The sequence below is a fragment of the Roseomonas sp. TS2 genome, assembly GCF_058833935.1.
On sequence record NZ_JCACVY010000033.1, the window covers coordinates 1 to 13,185 of the forward strand.

14 protein-coding genes are annotated in these 13,185 nt (G+C 73.1%); 5 read left to right on the top strand and 9 right to left on the bottom strand.

What is annotated here, in order from left to right; genetic code table 11:
• Positions 1–57: 57 nt before the first annotated feature.
• The gene (locus ACZJYS_RS08040) at positions 58–492 is read left to right on the top strand and encodes a phasin family protein (protein ID WP_109517818.1); all 435 of its coding nucleotides are present in this window, start codon (positions 58–60) and stop codon (positions 490–492) included.
• Between the two features lie 22 nt (positions 493–514).
• Here the strand turns inward: ACZJYS_RS08040 and ACZJYS_RS08045 are convergent, their stop codons facing one another.
• From ACZJYS_RS08045 to ACZJYS_RS08060, 4 genes are all read right to left on the bottom strand, one after another.
• The gene (locus ACZJYS_RS08045) at positions 515–1,966 is read right to left on the bottom strand and encodes a phospholipase D-like domain-containing protein (protein ID WP_181378185.1); all 1,452 of its coding nucleotides are present in this window, start codon (positions 1,964–1,966) and stop codon (positions 515–517) included.
• Between the two features lie 112 nt (positions 1,967–2,078).
• Positions 2,079–3,461, bottom strand: coding sequence for an ATP-binding protein (locus ACZJYS_RS08050; RefSeq protein WP_109517817.1), 1,383 nt, complete (start codon positions 3,459–3,461; stop codon positions 2,079–2,081).
• Positions 3,458–4,177, bottom strand: a complete 720-nt coding sequence (locus ACZJYS_RS08055; protein WP_493177050.1) for a response regulator — start codon at positions 4,175–4,177, stop codon at positions 3,458–3,460. Before ACZJYS_RS08055 ends, ACZJYS_RS08050 begins: the two co-directional genes overlap by 4 nt.
• Positions 4,174–4,722: a MarR family winged helix-turn-helix transcriptional regulator gene (locus ACZJYS_RS08060; RefSeq protein ID WP_109517815.1), complete on the bottom strand. Its 549-nt coding sequence runs from the start codon at positions 4,720–4,722 to the stop codon at positions 4,174–4,176. The genes ACZJYS_RS08055 and ACZJYS_RS08060 overlap by 4 nt, the downstream gene beginning before the upstream one ends.
• A gap of 114 nt (positions 4,723–4,836) precedes the next feature.
• Between ACZJYS_RS08060 and ACZJYS_RS08065 the strand changes: the two genes are divergently transcribed.
• Complete coding sequence (locus ACZJYS_RS08065; RefSeq protein WP_379633703.1) at positions 4,837–5,736, top strand: branched-chain amino acid aminotransferase; 900 nt, start codon at positions 4,837–4,839, stop codon at positions 5,734–5,736.
• Between the two features lie 43 nt (positions 5,737–5,779).
• On the opposite strand, the gene ACZJYS_RS08070 is transcribed toward ACZJYS_RS08065, so the two are convergent.
• Together ACZJYS_RS08070 and ACZJYS_RS08075 are read right to left on the bottom strand one after the other, a co-directional pair.
• Positions 5,780–6,088 (bottom strand): hypothetical protein, encoded by a 309-nt coding sequence (locus ACZJYS_RS08070; RefSeq protein ID WP_493177052.1) that lies wholly within the window; start codon positions 6,086–6,088, stop codon positions 5,780–5,782.
• 98 nt (positions 6,089–6,186) lie between these two features.
• A complete protein-coding gene (locus tag ACZJYS_RS08075) occupies positions 6,187–6,495 on the bottom strand; it encodes a con-10 family general stress protein (RefSeq protein WP_493177054.1) in 309 nt (102 codons plus the stop codon).
• Between the two features lie 178 nt (positions 6,496–6,673).
• Between ACZJYS_RS08075 and ACZJYS_RS08080 the strand changes: the two genes are divergently transcribed.
• Both ACZJYS_RS08080 and pyk read left to right on the top strand, forming a co-directional pair.
• Positions 6,674–7,972, top strand: a complete 1,299-nt coding sequence (locus tag ACZJYS_RS08080) for a glycerate kinase type-2 family protein (protein ID WP_493177056.1) — start codon at positions 6,674–6,676, stop codon at positions 7,970–7,972.
• 87 nt (positions 7,973–8,059) lie between these two features.
• Entirely contained in the window at positions 8,060–9,493 is a 1,434-nt protein-coding gene (pyk, locus tag ACZJYS_RS08085; RefSeq protein ID WP_109517811.1) for a pyruvate kinase, read from the top strand.
• 52 nt (positions 9,494–9,545) lie between these two features.
• On the opposite strand, the gene ada is transcribed toward pyk, so the two are convergent.
• From ada to ACZJYS_RS08100, 3 genes are all read right to left on the bottom strand, one after another.
• Positions 9,546–10,643, bottom strand: a complete 1,098-nt coding sequence (gene ada / locus ACZJYS_RS08090) for a bifunctional DNA-binding transcriptional regulator/O6-methylguanine-DNA methyltransferase Ada (RefSeq protein ID WP_493177058.1) — start codon at positions 10,641–10,643, stop codon at positions 9,546–9,548.
• 63 nt (positions 10,644–10,706) lie between these two features.
• Positions 10,707–11,282, bottom strand: coding sequence for a tetratricopeptide repeat protein (locus tag ACZJYS_RS08095; protein ID WP_109517810.1), 576 nt, complete (start codon positions 11,280–11,282; stop codon positions 10,707–10,709).
• Between the two features lie 181 nt (positions 11,283–11,463).
• Positions 11,464–11,910 carry a hypothetical protein gene (locus tag ACZJYS_RS08100; protein WP_493177060.1) on the bottom strand — a complete coding sequence of 149 codons (447 nt, stop codon included), beginning with the start codon at positions 11,908–11,910 and terminating at the stop codon, positions 11,464–11,466.
• A 317-nt stretch (positions 11,911–12,227) separates the two neighbouring features.
• On the opposite strand from ACZJYS_RS08100, the gene osmF reads away from it, so the two are divergent.
• Positions 12,228–13,184, top strand: coding sequence for a glycine betaine ABC transporter substrate-binding protein OsmF (gene osmF, locus ACZJYS_RS08105; protein WP_493177061.1), 957 nt, complete (start codon positions 12,228–12,230; stop codon positions 13,182–13,184).
• Position 13,185: the final 1 nt, after the last annotated feature.

A 13,185-nucleotide genomic window follows, 5' to 3' on the forward strand; every position in this document is an offset into this window, starting at 1 on the left:
TCCGGCCCGTTCCGCGCCGCGCTAGAGTGCAACCGAAGCAACGATAAAGGAACGTCCATGTCAGACAGGCCCACCCCCCCGCCAGAGATGGACATCATGCGGATGCTTTCCGACTTCCGACTGCCGGTGATGCCGGATGTCGAGGCGCTCGCCGCCGCCCAGCGCCGCAATTTCGAGGCGCTCTCGGCCGCCAACAAGGTGGCGCTGGAAGGCGCCCAGGCGGTCGCCCGCCGGCATATGGAGATCCTGCAGAGCTCCATGGCGGAGATGACCCAGGCCATGCAGGGCCTGAGCGGCGAGGCGGACCCGCAGGCCAAGGCGGCGCGCCAGGCCGAGATGGTCAAGGCCACCTATGGCCGCGCCGTCTCCAACATGCAGGAGATCGCCGATCTCATCCAGAAATCCAACGCCGAGGCGCTGTCGCTGCTGAACCGCCGCTTCGCCGAGGCGATGGACGAGGTGAAGTCGCTGATGGCGAAATCCTCCGGCTGAGCCGGAGCAAAGCCGGCGGCGCCTAGCGGCGCCGCCGGAACAGGGAGCGCATCTGCCGCTTCAGGCTGGGCGGCCGCTCGGGATCGACCAGGTCGCTCTCCGCCAGGGTCTCCTCGGCGGCGCTCAGCTCCCGCAGCGGCAGGGGCTGCAGCCGGCGCCCACCCGAGGCCAGCGCCTCCACCGCGCCGATCAGCGAGCCGTGCTTCCCGACCGCCGCCACGACGGCTTCCGGATCATGGTCGAGATGCTCCGCCAACAGCCGGTGCCGCAGCGCCAGGATGGCCTGCCGCGTCGCCTCCGGATCGGCGGCCATGGTGGCATCCACCGCCAGGTCGCACTCGGTGTCGTGCCCCATCGAGCGGTTGTTGAGGTTGGCGGAGCCGATCTTCAGCACACGGTCGTCCATGATCATGATCTTGGCGTGCACATAGATCGGCGTGCCCGCCTCGTTCACCGGGTGCAGGATGCGGAAGCGCCCGTACCGGTCCGCCTTGCGCACCATGTGCACCAGCCGCACCCGCGCCGCGTCCATCGTTGCCTGCTCCAGCCAGCCATCGGCGGATTCCGGGTTGATCAGCAGGATCTCCGGCCCGTCCGGCTCCCGCAGCCGCGCCGCCATGGCCTCGGCCACACGGCGGGAGGCGAAGTACTGGCTCTCGATGTAGAGGCTCTGCCGCGCCGTGGCGATCAGCCGCAGCGTCAGCGCCTCGATCTCGCTCACCTGCGGCTCCTCCTGGTAGGCCGCCATGGTGCGGGCGATGCCGACCTCCACCTGCTGCAGCAGCGGCTCCAGCTCCTCCGGCCAGCTCGGCCCCTCGCCCGGCGCGGCGGGCCAGTCCTCGCCCGTGGCGCGCTTCCAGCGCTCGCGGGCCAGTTCGCCCAGCGCCCGGGCCAGCGGGCCGTCGGCGCAGGTGGTGGCGTCGTGCCAGGGGGGGAGGGGCTTGCCGCCGGGCGTGTGCCGGGCCGGGGCATCCTCGGCATGTTCCGGCGTGTCCCACCGGCCCACCGTCATGTCGATGCCGCCGCAGAAGGCCAGCGCGTCATCCACCACCAGCAGCTTCTGGTGGTGCGCGGCGGTGGGCGGGTGGGCGCCGTCCAGCTTCATCCGCACCCGGTGTCCGAACAGCCAGCGCAGGAAATAGGCCGGCGTCTCGCCCCGGCCCAGCGATTGCAGCAGGCCGAGATCCCATTTCAGGATGCCGATGCGCAGCGAGTTCCGGCGCTTGGCGAGCCAGTTGAGGAAGGCGCCGACGCGGTTCGGGCCCTCCAGCGTCTGGCCCTGCGGCTCCAGGGTGATGCGGGCGTCGAAATCCCAGCCGACCAGGATGACGCTGTGCCGGGCCCGCAGCATGGCCTGCTTGGCCGTCCGGAAATAGTCCGACGCATCCACCAGCACGGCCAGTTTGTCAGCCCGCGCCACCCGCCAGCAGGTCTCGCCGGGAACCAGCAGGGGCGTGGCGGCGTCGTTCGGCACAGGCGGTCTCCTCGGGAGGGGGTACCAGGGGCAGCGGCCCAGCTTCGGCTGAAAAGCGCCGCCGCCGGGAGGTTTTCATGGACTTTTGTCCATGTTCCTCCCGGGGCATGTCTCAGGCCGGCAGGCGGACCAGGGCGCGCAACCCGCCCAGCGGGCTGCCCTGCAACACGATATCCCCACCATGGGCGCGGGCGATATCGCGGGCGATCGCCAGGCCCAGCCCGGTGCCGCCGGCGGAGAAGCTGGTGAAGGGCCGGAACGCCTCCTCTCGCGCCTGCTCGGGGATGCCGGGGCCGTCATCGTCCACCGAGATCATCACCCACCGGCCGGTGGAGCGGCCGCTTTCCTCGCGCGGCGCCTCGGTAACGGCCACAGCGATGCGGCGGGCATGGCGGCGGGCATTGTCCAGCAGGTTGCCGAGGCAGCGGCGCAGCGCATCCACCCGCAGCGGCAGCACCAGCGCCTCCGGCGCCTCCACCGAGACGATGGCGCCGTCCCGCTGCGTCCGCGCCGCGAGGTCGCGCACCAGCTCGGTGAGGTCGGCGGGCTGCGACTGCTCCGTCCCCTCCCCGCGCGCGAAGGCGAGGTAGGTGGCGATCATCCGCTCCATCTCCGCCACATCCTCGGTCATGGCGGCGGCATCCTCCTCGGCGCCGGCGGGCAGCATGGCCAGGCTGAGGCGCAGCCGCGTCAGCGGCGTGCGCAGATCGTGGCTGATGCCGGCCAGCATCTCCGTCCGCTGGCCGATGAAGCGGCGGATGCGCGCCTGCATCTGGTTGAAGGCCGCCGCCGCCTGCCGCACCTCGGAGGCCCCCTCGGGCTTGATCGGCCCCACCTCGCGGCCCAGCCCGAAGGCCTCGGCGGCGCTGGCCAGCCGCCGGATGGCGCGCACCTGGTTCTTCATGAACAGGGCGGCGACGAAGAACAGCAGCAGCGAGGTGCCGACCAGCCAGATGACGAAGAGGTAGAGGGTGCCGAAGAACAGCCGCTTGCGCGGCGCCTCCACATGCAGCACCCCATCCGGCATCTGCACGCGGATGATGACGCTGCGCGGGTCGGACTGCCAGTCGGTGTCGAAGGGCAGGCCGACGCGCTCGCGCAGCGCCTGTGCCAAGTCCCCCTCCAGCGGCAAGATCGGCAGCCAGCTCTGCCGCTGGCCGGGGATGGCGATGGTGGCGTCCGGCTCGAAGGCCAGGGAGAGGTCCATCCGCCAGGCCGCCTCGCGGAAGATCCAGCCCCGTTCCACCTCGCGCGGGTGGCGGCTGAGCAGCTCCACCACCATGCCGACATCCCCCGCCACACCTCCCGCCAGCCGGCGCGAGATGACGTCGAGATGCCCGCCATAGAAAAGCTGCAGCGCCACGCCCTGCAGGATCAGCAGCGGCAGCAGGATGATGAGCAGGGCGCGCCCCAGCAGGCCGCGGGGCAGCAGCCCGCGCAGCGGCGTGCCGAGCTTCCGCAGCGCGCGGCGCATCAGGGGCGGGGCGGGCTTCATATGCCGGGCTTCAGCACATAGCCGCGGTGCCGCACCGTCTGCAGGAAGCGCGGCTCACGCGGGTCGGGCTCGATCTTGCGGCGCAGGCGGGTCACCTGCACGTCGATGGCGCGCTCCCCCGCCTCCGGCGTGCCGAGGGCGGCGGCGATCTCCTCGCGCGTCAGCACCTCGCCGGCGCGGCGGGCCAGCGCCGAGAGCAGCGCCGCCTCGCCGCCGGTCAGGCGCTGGCTGCCCTCGGGGCCGCGCAGCTCGCCGCGCTCGGGGTCGAACCAGTGCGGGCCGAGCTGCACGGGAGCCAGCGGCAGGCTGGCCGGCAGCGCCGGCGCCACCCGCCGCAGGATGGTGCGGATGCGCAGCGCCAGCTCGCGCGGCTCGAAGGGCTTGGCCAGGTAGTCGTCCGCGCCGCGCTCGAAGCCGGCGATGCGGTCGTCCGGCGCGCCGGCGGCGGTGAGCATCAGGATCGGCACCTCGTGACCCTCCCGCCGCAGCCCCTCGGTGAGGTCGAGGCCGGATTCGCCGGGCATCATCACATCCACCACCAGCAGGTCGAAGGCCATGGCCTGCAACGCCTGGCGCGCCGCCGCGGCATCGGCCGCCGCGCTGACGCGGAAGCCCTGCTCCGAGAGGAAGCGCTGCAGCAGGTTGCGCAGCCGCGCATCGTCATCCACCACCAGCAGGTGCGGCTCGGCGCCGCCGCCCGGCCCTGCCCCGCTCATGCCGCGCTCCGGGGCTTGGTGCCGATCGGGCGCGCCGCCTCGGGCAGGGCCCGGTCGAGCTGGGCGCGGGCCTCGGGGCCCATCAGCCCGCGCATGACGCGGCGGAACCCCTCCACCGCCACCGGCCCGGCCTCGCGGTAGGCGCGCATCACCCATTCCCGCTGCCGCTCGAACAGGCGCTTCTCCAGCGCCTCGCCCTTCTCGGTCAGCGAAAGCAGGCGCTGGCGGCGGTCGTTGCGCCCGGGCGCCTGCACCACATAGCCCTCCTCCACCAGCGGATTCAGCACCCGGCCCAGCGACTGCTTGGTGATGCCGAGGATCGCCAGCAACTCTCCCACCGTGATGCCGGGGCGGCGGCCGACGAAGTGCAGCACGCGGTGATGCGCCCGGCCCATGCCGAGCTCGGCCAGGATGGCGTCGGGGCCGGCGGTGAAGTCGCGATAGCCGAAGAACAGCAGGTCCTGGGCGAGCCGGAGCTCCTCCTCGCGCAGGAACAGGAGCTGGCGTCCAGCGCCCACGGGCTTCGCGTCCGGTGCTTCAGGCATTGCAGTCATGCTTCCCTGTTGGGTCAGCGTCATTGACACATCGAACGGGTAATTTTACCGTCGCCTTATTCAGCGCAATTATGTTGCGCAGACAAGAGCCGGAGGATGGCACACATGGCGCTGGTTCCCTTTGACGACCGTGACGGCTGGATCTGGATGGACGGCCAGATGGTCCCCTGGCGGGATGCCAAGCTGCACGTCCTGACCCACGGGCTGCATTATGCCAGCGGTGTGTTCGAGGGCGAACGGGCCTATGGCGGAAATATCTTCAAGCTGCGCGAGCACACGGAGCGGCTGATCGCCTCCGGCCGCATCCTCGGCTTCGAGATCCCCTACACCGCCGAGGAGATCGACGCCGCCTGCATCGCCGTGATGCAGAAGAACGGCCTGACCGACGCCTATATCCGCCCCCTCGCCTGGCGCGGCTCGGAGATGCTGGCGGTCTCGGCGCAGCAGACGAAGATCCATCTGGCGATCGCCACCTGGGCCTGGCCGAACCTGTTCGGCGACAACCGCATGAAGGGCGTGCGCCTCGGCATGGCGCCCTGGCGCCGCCCGGCGCCCGACACGGCGCCAACCGCCAGCAAGGCCGCCGGCCTCTACATGATCGGCACGCTCTCGAAGCACGCCGCCGAGGCGCAGGGCTACGACGACGCGCTGATGCTGGACTACAAGGGGGATGTGGCGGAGGCGACCGGCGCCAACGCCTTCTTCGTCTTCGACGGCGAGCTGCACACGCCGACGCCCATCTGCTTCCTCGACGGCATCACCCGCCGCACGGTGATGGGGCTGGCGCGGCAGAAGCAGATCAAGGTGGTGGAGCGCACCATCCGGCTGGAGGAGATCGGGCAGGCCAGCGAGGTGTTCCTGGCCGGCACGGCGGCCGAGGTGACTCCGGTGCGGGTGATCGGTGAGCACAGCTACACGCCCGGCGCCATCACCGAGACGCTGCTGCGCGACTACGAGGCGCTGGTGCGCCTGAGCCCGGAGGAGGTGGCGCGCCGCGCCGCCTGACCGGGCCGGCGGACGGCCGGCGGCCCGCCCTGGCGGCGGGCCGTCAGCCGATGATCAGGGCCAGGGCCACCAGGATCAGGATCGCGCCTCCGCCCCCGATCAGGGCGAGGCCCAGCCGGGAGCGGCTGCCCGGGCCGACGGTCTGCTCGATGCTGCCGCCCCGCGCCAGCCCGACGGCATTGCCGGGCTGCTGTGTCTCCAGCCTCCGGGCCTGCGCCACCTGCTCGAGGGTGGGCGAAACGCCGGCCGCCTCGTCATCGGCGCCGAGCGGCGCAGCGGCGGGGTCGTGGAACGCCACCTTGTCTCCGGTGCGGCCGCTGTCGATCTCGTGCCGCAGGCGGTCGGTCTGCATTGGTGCCTCTTTCTCGCGCATCGCCCTGTTCTCCATGCGAAAAGGGGGCGTCGTGCCCCCTTTGCCGTTTTCCGCTTTCCGCCGCAGGCAGGCCGCCGTCAGCGGCCGCCGCTGTTCTGCCCGCCCTTGCGGCCGGCTTCCGAAGCGCGTTCCCGGTCCTGCGCGAAATTGCCGCCGCTGGCCTGCCCGCCCTTCTGCCCCGCCTCAGAAGCCCGCTGCGGGTTGTTGGCGAAGTTGCCCCCGCTCTTCTGGCCGCCCTTGCGGCCCGCCTCGACGGACAGCGCAGGGTCCCGGGAGAAGCTGCGCTGCCCGGGTGGCACGCTCTGCCCGCCCCTGGAGGCGATTTCGTGCTGCCTGTCCGAATCCATCGACGCGAAGCCACGGTTCGAACTGTTCTGGTTGGTCACGGGGTTGTCCCTTCCGTTGTGAACAGTCGCCGACGATGAACCGGCCCTCCCGCGCTCCGGTTCCCGGAAAAGCCCCCGGCCTTTTCCGCCCCGCCCTGCCCGCCATGGCCGGCACGGCTTCCGCTCGCGGAGCCCAGGGGCCAGAATGCGCCGCCACGCCAGGGAGCACCCACCACCGATGAACTGGACCGACGCCACCGCCCGAGCCGCGCTGCGGCGCGTGTTCGACGCCGCCATCCGCGCCGCCGACCCGCGCGCCATCCTGGCCGGCCACCTGCCGCCGCAGCCCCGGGGCCGCGTGGTGGTGGTGGGCGCCGGCAAGTCGGCCGCGGTGATGGCGGCGGCGGTGGAGGCCGCCTGGCCGGGGGCCGATCTCTCCGGCCTCGTCATCACCCGCTACGGGCATGCGGTGCCCACGGCCCGCATCCGCGTGGTCGAGGCCAGCCACCCGGTGCCGGACGCCGCCGGCGCCGCCGCCGCCGCCGAGGTGCTGCGCGCCGTGCAGGGCCTGACGGCGGACGACCTGGTGCTGGCGCTGATCTCGGGTGGCGGCTCCTCGCTGATGGCGCTGCCCGCCGAGGGGCTGACGCTGGAGGACAAGCAGGCGGTGAACCGCGCCCTGCTCGCCTCCGGCGCCACCATCCACGAGATGAACTGCGTCCGCCGGCACCTCTCCGCCATCAAGGGCGGGCGGCTGGCGGCGGCGGCGCATCCCGCGCGGGTGCTGACGCTGGCCATCTCCGACGTGCCGGGGGACGATCCCACCGTCATCGCCTCCGGCCCCACCGTGCCGGACCCGTCGAGCTTCGCCGAGGCGCGTGGCATCGTGGCGCATTACGGCATCGGCCTGCCGCCCGCCGTGGCCGCGCATCTCGCGGCCGCCGCCGACGAGACGCCCAAGCCCGGCGACCCGCGCCTGGCCGGCGCCGAATTCCGCATGATCGCGACGCCGCAGATGGCGCTGGAAGCCGCCGCCGCCGAGGCGCGCGCCCTGGGCCTCACCCCCCTGCTGCTGGGCGACGCGCTGGAGGGCGAGGCGGCGGTGCTGGGCACGGCGCTGGCCGGCATCGCCCGCAGCGTCCGCGCCCATGGCCACCCGGTGGCGGCGCCCGCTCTGCTGCTCTCCGGCGGCGAGACCACGGTGACCATCCGCCCCGGCACGCCCCAGGGGCGCCCCGGTGGCGGGCGCGGCGGGCGCAACGGGGAATGCCTGCTGGGCTTCGCCCTCGCCGCTGCCGGCCAGCCCGGCACCTGGGCGCTGATGGGCGACACGGACGGCATCGACGGCTCGGAGGAGAATGCCGGCGCCATCGCCGCGCCCGACACGCTGGCCCGCGCCATGGCGGCCGGGCTCGACGCGCGCGCGCTGCTGGCGGCGCATGACAGCTTCGGCCTTTTTCACGGATTGGGCGATACCATCGTCACCGGGCCGACACTGACGAATGTTAACGACTTCCGTGCCATCCTGATTGCCTGACGGCGCCTCTGCCGCCATGTGCCGGGCTCAAACTGCCCGGCCTTTCCTCTCATGCCGGGCTGAAGCCCGAGACAGAAGGATACTCCCTTGCCGCCGCGCATCCCGCTCCGCCGCCACCGCCGCACCAAGATCGTCGCCACGCTGGGCCCGGCCAGCTCCACGCCGGAGGTGCTGGAGCGCCTCTACCGCGGCGGCGCCGACGTGTTCCGGCTCAACTTCAGCCATGGCAGCCACGAGGACCACGCGGCGCGCATCGAGATGATCCGCGCGCTGGAGAAGAAGGTGGGCCGGCCCATCGGCATCCTGGCCGATGTGCAGGGGCCGAAGCTGCGCGTCGGGCGGTTCCAGGGCGGGCGGGTGCAGCTGCAGACCGGCCAGCGCTTCCGCCTCGACATGAGCGCCACGCCGGGCGACGTGCGCCGCGTGCAGCTGCCGCATGCCGAGATCATGGACGCGGCCCGCATCGGCACCACCCTGCTGCTCGATGACGGCAAGCTGCGCCTGCGCGTGGTGCACAAGCGGGACGACCACCTGGAGACCGAGATCCTGGTCGGCGGCCCGCTCTCCGACCGCAAGGGCGTGAACGTGCCGGACGTGGCGCTGCCCATCCCGGCGCTGACCGAGAAGGACCGTGCCGACCTCGACTTCGTGCTGCCGCTCGGCATCGAGTATGTCGGCCTCTCCTTCGTGCAGCGCCCCGAGGACGTGGCCGAGGCCAAGGCCATCGCCGATGGCCGCGCCTGGGTGATGGTGAAGATGGAGAAGCCCCAGGCGGTCGAGAATCTTGAGGGCATCCTGGCGCTCACCGACTGCGTCATGGTGGCGCGCGGCGACCTCGGCGTGGAATGCCCGCCCGAGGAGGTGCCGCTGATCCAGAAGCGCATCGTCCGCGCCGCCCGCGCACTCGGCAAGCCGGTGGTGGTGGCGACGCAGATGCTGGAGAGCATGATCACCGCCCCCGCCCCCACCCGCGCCGAGGCCTCCGACGTCGCCACCGCCGTGTTCGACGGGGCGGACGCGGTGATGCTCTCGGCCGAGAGCGCCGCCGGCCAGTTCCCCTTCGAGGCGGTGAACATGATGGACCGCATCCTGACCCGCGTGGAGCAGGATGATGGCTGGCGCCAGATCACCGACGCCGCCCGCCCCGCGCCGGAGAAGAACTCGGCCGGCGCCATCGCCGCAGCCGCCCGCCAGGTGGCCGAGACGATCGAGGCGGAGGTGATCGCCACCTTCACCGCCACCGGCTCCACCACGCTGCGCGTGGCGCGGGAGCGGCCCGGCAGCCCGATCCTGGGCCTCACTTCCAGCGAGGCCACCTCGCGCCGCATGGCGGTGGTGTGGGGCGTCCACCCCCTGCTCTCGGCCGAGCCGCACTCGATGACGGACATGGTGCACAAGGCGGTGCGCGCGGCCCAGGCGGAAGGCTTCGCCAGCACGGGGGATGAGGTGGTGGTCACCGCCGGCGTGCCCTTTGGGACGCCAGGGACGACCAACGCGCTGCGCGTGGCCGTGGTGAAGTAGAAAAGGCAAGGCCGGGGGGAAGGAATTCCCCCGGACCCCCATCTTTTTTCTGTCAGCTTGCCGCTTCGCGGTCGAGCAGGGCGCGCTTGCGCGGCAGGCCCCAGCGGTAGCCGGTGAGGCTGCCGTCGCGGCCAATCACCCGGTGGCAGGGCACCGCCAGCGCCACCGGGTTGGCGCCGCAGGCCGCCGCCACCGCCCGCACGGCGCGCGGCTGGCCGATGCGCGCCGCCAGATCGGAATAGGTGGTGGTGCGGCCGGGCGGGATGTCCGTCAGCGCCTGCCAGACGCGGTGCTGGAAGGCGGTGCCGCGCAGATCCAGCGGCAGGGCGCGGGCGGCGTGCGGCTCCTCGATCAGCGCGACCACGGCGCGCAGTTCCGTCGCCATGGCTCCGTCGCCCGGAAGCAATCGCGCCTGTGGGAAGCGGGCGGCCAGCTCCCCCTCCAGCGTCGGCTCATCCGGGCCGAAGGCGATGCGGCAGAGGCCCTTCTCCGTGCGCGCCACCAGCAGCAGGCCGAGCGGCGATTCCGTGAAGGCGTAGCGGATCTCCTCCCCCGCCCCGCCACGCCGGGCGGCGCCGGGCGTCATGCCGAGCAGCCGGCCGGGTCGCTCATAGACACGGCTCTCGCTGCCGAAGCCGGCCTCCGCCACCGCATCGGCCACGCGGGTGCCCCCGGCCAGGGCGGCTTGCAGGCGGCGTGCCTTCACCGCGTCGGCATAGGCGCCGGGGGTGAGGCCGGTCACCGCGCGGAACAGGCGCAGGAAGTGGTGCTTCGCGTAGCCGGCGCGGGCGGCCAGCACCGCCAGGGGCGGCAGGGTCTCCGCCTCCTCGATCAGCGCGCAGGCGGCGCGCACCGCCTCGGCCTGCAGGGCGGCGCGCTCGCCACGCGGGTCGCAGCGGCGGCAGGCGCGGAAGCCCGCCGCCTCGGCGCCCGCGCAATCGGCGAAGAAGCGCACGTTCCGCCGCAGCGGCAGGCGGGAGGGGCAGCCGAACCGGCAATAGACGCCCTGCGTGGTCACGGCATAGAGCATGCCGGGATTGGGCTGGCGGCCTTGCAGGGCGGACCAGAGCCGGTCGGCCTGCTGTTCCGCCGGGAGGTCCGTGACGCTGTCCATGGCGATGTCCGTGGAGGTTCCGGTGTCGGGGCTCATGGCGGGCTGTGTCGCACGGGCCGGGCGGGAGCGGCCATCCGGCCGTTGCCGCGGCACGGCGCTTCAGGTGCCGGTGCCGTGCACCTTGTCGTGCAGGGCGCGCAGCCGCTCCGCCGCGCCCGGCAGGGTCGGGTGCAGGCTCACCGCCTCCTCCATCGCGCGCAGCGCGCCCTGCCTGTCCCCCACCTGCTCGCGCAGCGAGGAGAGCAGCGCCAGCGCCACGAAGTGCCGCGGCTGCAGCACCAGCACCTGCTGCAGGTCGCTCATGGCGGCCTGCATGTCGCCCAGGGCGGCCAGCGCCTGGGCGCGCATCAGCCAGGCATCGGCATGGCCGGGTTGCAGGGTGATGGCGGCGTCGAAATCCTCCACCGCGTCGGCCGGGGCCTCGGCCTCCAGGTTGCGCCGGCCGCGTTGCAGCAGCAGCGTCACGGCGGGCGAGGCACCCTGCGCCCAGAGGGTGCGGATGCGCGCGGCCAGGGCAGCGCCCGCCACCTCGTCCGGCGCCGCGGGCAGTGCGTCCAGCAGGCGCTCGACCTCCGCCTTGCGGGCTTCGGCGGTGGCGGGGCGCTGCGCCTCCGCCACCCCGGGGGGCAGCAGCGGCAGGGCCAGCAGGAGCAGGGGCAGCAATGCGGCGCGCATGGCGCCATGGTCCGGTGGCCGGGCGGTGCTCCGCAAGCAAAATCCGCCCGGCCGCCGCGCGGGTCCAGCGCGGCGCGTGGCCCATCGCACACCCGGTTGAAGGCCAGCACCACCAGGAAGATGGCGAGGCCGGGATAGACCGACATCCATGGCGCCTGGGTGAGGATGCGCTGCGCCGCGTTCAGCATCGAGCCCCCGGAGGCGCGGGCGGCTGCTGGCCGAGGAAGGAGAACGAGGCCTCGGCGATGATCGCCTCCGCGATGGCCAGCGTGCCCCGCACCAGCAGCGGCGGGTTGCCCATGGCGCGAACGGCCTCCCCCCGGTCCATCGCCTTGGCCTCCAACGCCATGCCGCGCGCCAGGCGCACGAAGATCGGCGTGGCGGAGATGGCGATGGCCTGCAGCGCCACGGCGATGAACACCAGCCCCGCCAGCAGCCCGGCCATGGCCAAGCGGTCGGCCGCATGCCGCCCGGGAGCTGGTGCGGATACCGCGCCGCCTCGGGGATGCACACCTGCTCGGGCGCGGCGATGGCGGCGCCGTGCCTTGGCCGGCAGCCCGCAGATCTCCCGCCTGGCGAGGCGGAAGGTGATGGAGAGGTCGATGACCTCGAGCGCCGGCGAGTTCATGGGCCGGCACCGGCGCCGGCTGGAAGGGGGAGAGGCAGGGGCATGGTGCCGGAAACTTGCACAATCCGGGCCACGGCCGGGCCGCGCTCCGGCTTGGCAAGGCAGGGGGGCGCCCGGCAGCATGGCAGGATGCATCCGCCCCCGGCCGGCATAGCCAGCACCAGCATGGCAGGCATGGGGCAGGACGAGGAGGCTTCCCTGCCGCCGTTTCGCCCCCACTTCGCGGGAAGCCGCCTCCGCCGACGCGGCCTGACACTCCCGCGCCGCCGCCGCGTTGCCGCAGCGGCACCGCCCCCACCGCTTCCGGAGACGACCCGATGACCCTGCCGCCCGCCCTGCCCTCCGCCCCCCTCAAGCGCCGCGCCGCGCTGGGGCTGGCCGCCGCCGGCCTCGCGCTCGCCCTGCCCCGCGCCCCGCGCGCGCAGGACCGCCCCGTCACCATCGGCTCCAAGCTGGACACGGAGGGCGCGCTGCTCGGCGAGATGATCGCCCAGGTGCTGGAGGCGCAGAAGGTGCCGGTGCAGCGCCGCCTGCAACTCGGCCCGACGCGCATCGTCCGCGAGGCGCTGATCGCTGGCGAGATCGACCTCTACCCCGAATACACCGGCAATGGCGCCTTCTTCTTCCAGAGGGAGGACGACCCGACCTGGCACAACGCCGCCCAGGCGGCCGAGACAGTGCGCCGGCTGGACGCCGAGCGGAACAAGCTGGTCTGGCTGAAGCCTGCGGCGGCCAACAACACCTGGGCCATCGCCGTGCGCCAGGACCTGGCGAAGCAGGCCGGCCTGAAGAGCCTGGACGATCTGGCGCGCCACCTGAAGGCCGACGGCGCCTTCAAGCTCGCCGCCTCGGCCGAGTTCGTCGAGAGCCCGGCGGCGCTGCCTTCCTTCCAGAAGGCCTATGGCTTCACCCTGCCGCCCGAGCGGCTGCTGGTGCTCTCGGGCGGCGACACGGCGGTGACGATGCGCGCCGCCGCCGAGAAGCTCAACGGCGTCAACGCCGCCATGGTCTATGGCACGGACGGCGCCATCCAGGCGCTGGAGCTGGTGGTGCTGGAGGACCCGAAGGGCGCGCAGATCGTCTACCAGCCTGCCCCCGTGGTGCGGCAGGCGGTGGCCGAGCGGCTGCCGAAGCTCGGCGAATGGCTCGACCCGCTCTTCGCCTCGCTCTCGCTGGAGACGCTGCAGACGCTGAACGCCCGCATCGTGGTGGAGGGGCAGCCGGCGCGGCAGGTGGCCGCGGCGCATCTGCGCGGCCTCGGCCTCGCGCGCTGAC

Bases quoted from the DNA above. Each gene is read 5' to 3' on its own strand.
- ACZJYS_RS08040 (WP_109517818.1), top strand. From the start codon at position 58: ATGTCAGACAGGCCCACCCCCCCGCCAGAGATGGACATCATGCGGATG.
- ACZJYS_RS08050 (WP_109517817.1), bottom strand. From the start codon at position 3,461: ATGAAGCCCGCCCCGCCCCTGATGCGCCGCGCGCTGCGGAAGCTCGGC.
- ACZJYS_RS08055 (WP_493177050.1), bottom strand. From the start codon at position 4,177: ATGAGCGGGGCAGGGCCGGGCGGCGGCGCCGAGCCGCACCTGCTGGTG.
- ACZJYS_RS08060 (WP_109517815.1), bottom strand. From the start codon at position 4,722: ATGCCTGAAGCACCGGACGCGAAGCCCGTGGGCGCTGGACGCCAGCTC.
- ACZJYS_RS08065 (WP_379633703.1), top strand. From the start codon at position 4,837: ATGGCGCTGGTTCCCTTTGACGACCGTGACGGCTGGATCTGGATGGAC.
- ACZJYS_RS08070 (WP_493177052.1), bottom strand. From the start codon at position 6,088: ATGCAGACCGACCGCCTGCGGCACGAGATCGACAGCGGCCGCACCGGA.
- ACZJYS_RS08080 (WP_493177056.1), top strand. From the start codon at position 6,674: ATGAACTGGACCGACGCCACCGCCCGAGCCGCGCTGCGGCGCGTGTTC.
- ada (WP_493177058.1), bottom strand. From the start codon at position 10,643: ATGAGCCCCGACACCGGAACCTCCACGGACATCGCCATGGACAGCGTC.
- ACZJYS_RS08095 (WP_109517810.1), bottom strand. From the start codon at position 11,282: ATGCGCGCCGCATTGCTGCCCCTGCTCCTGCTGGCCCTGCCGCTGCTG.
- ACZJYS_RS08100 (WP_493177060.1), bottom strand. From the start codon at position 11,910: ATGAACTCGCCGGCGCTCGAGGTCATCGACCTCTCCATCACCTTCCGC.
- osmF (WP_493177061.1), top strand. From the start codon at position 12,228: ATGACCCTGCCGCCCGCCCTGCCCTCCGCCCCCCTCAAGCGCCGCGCC.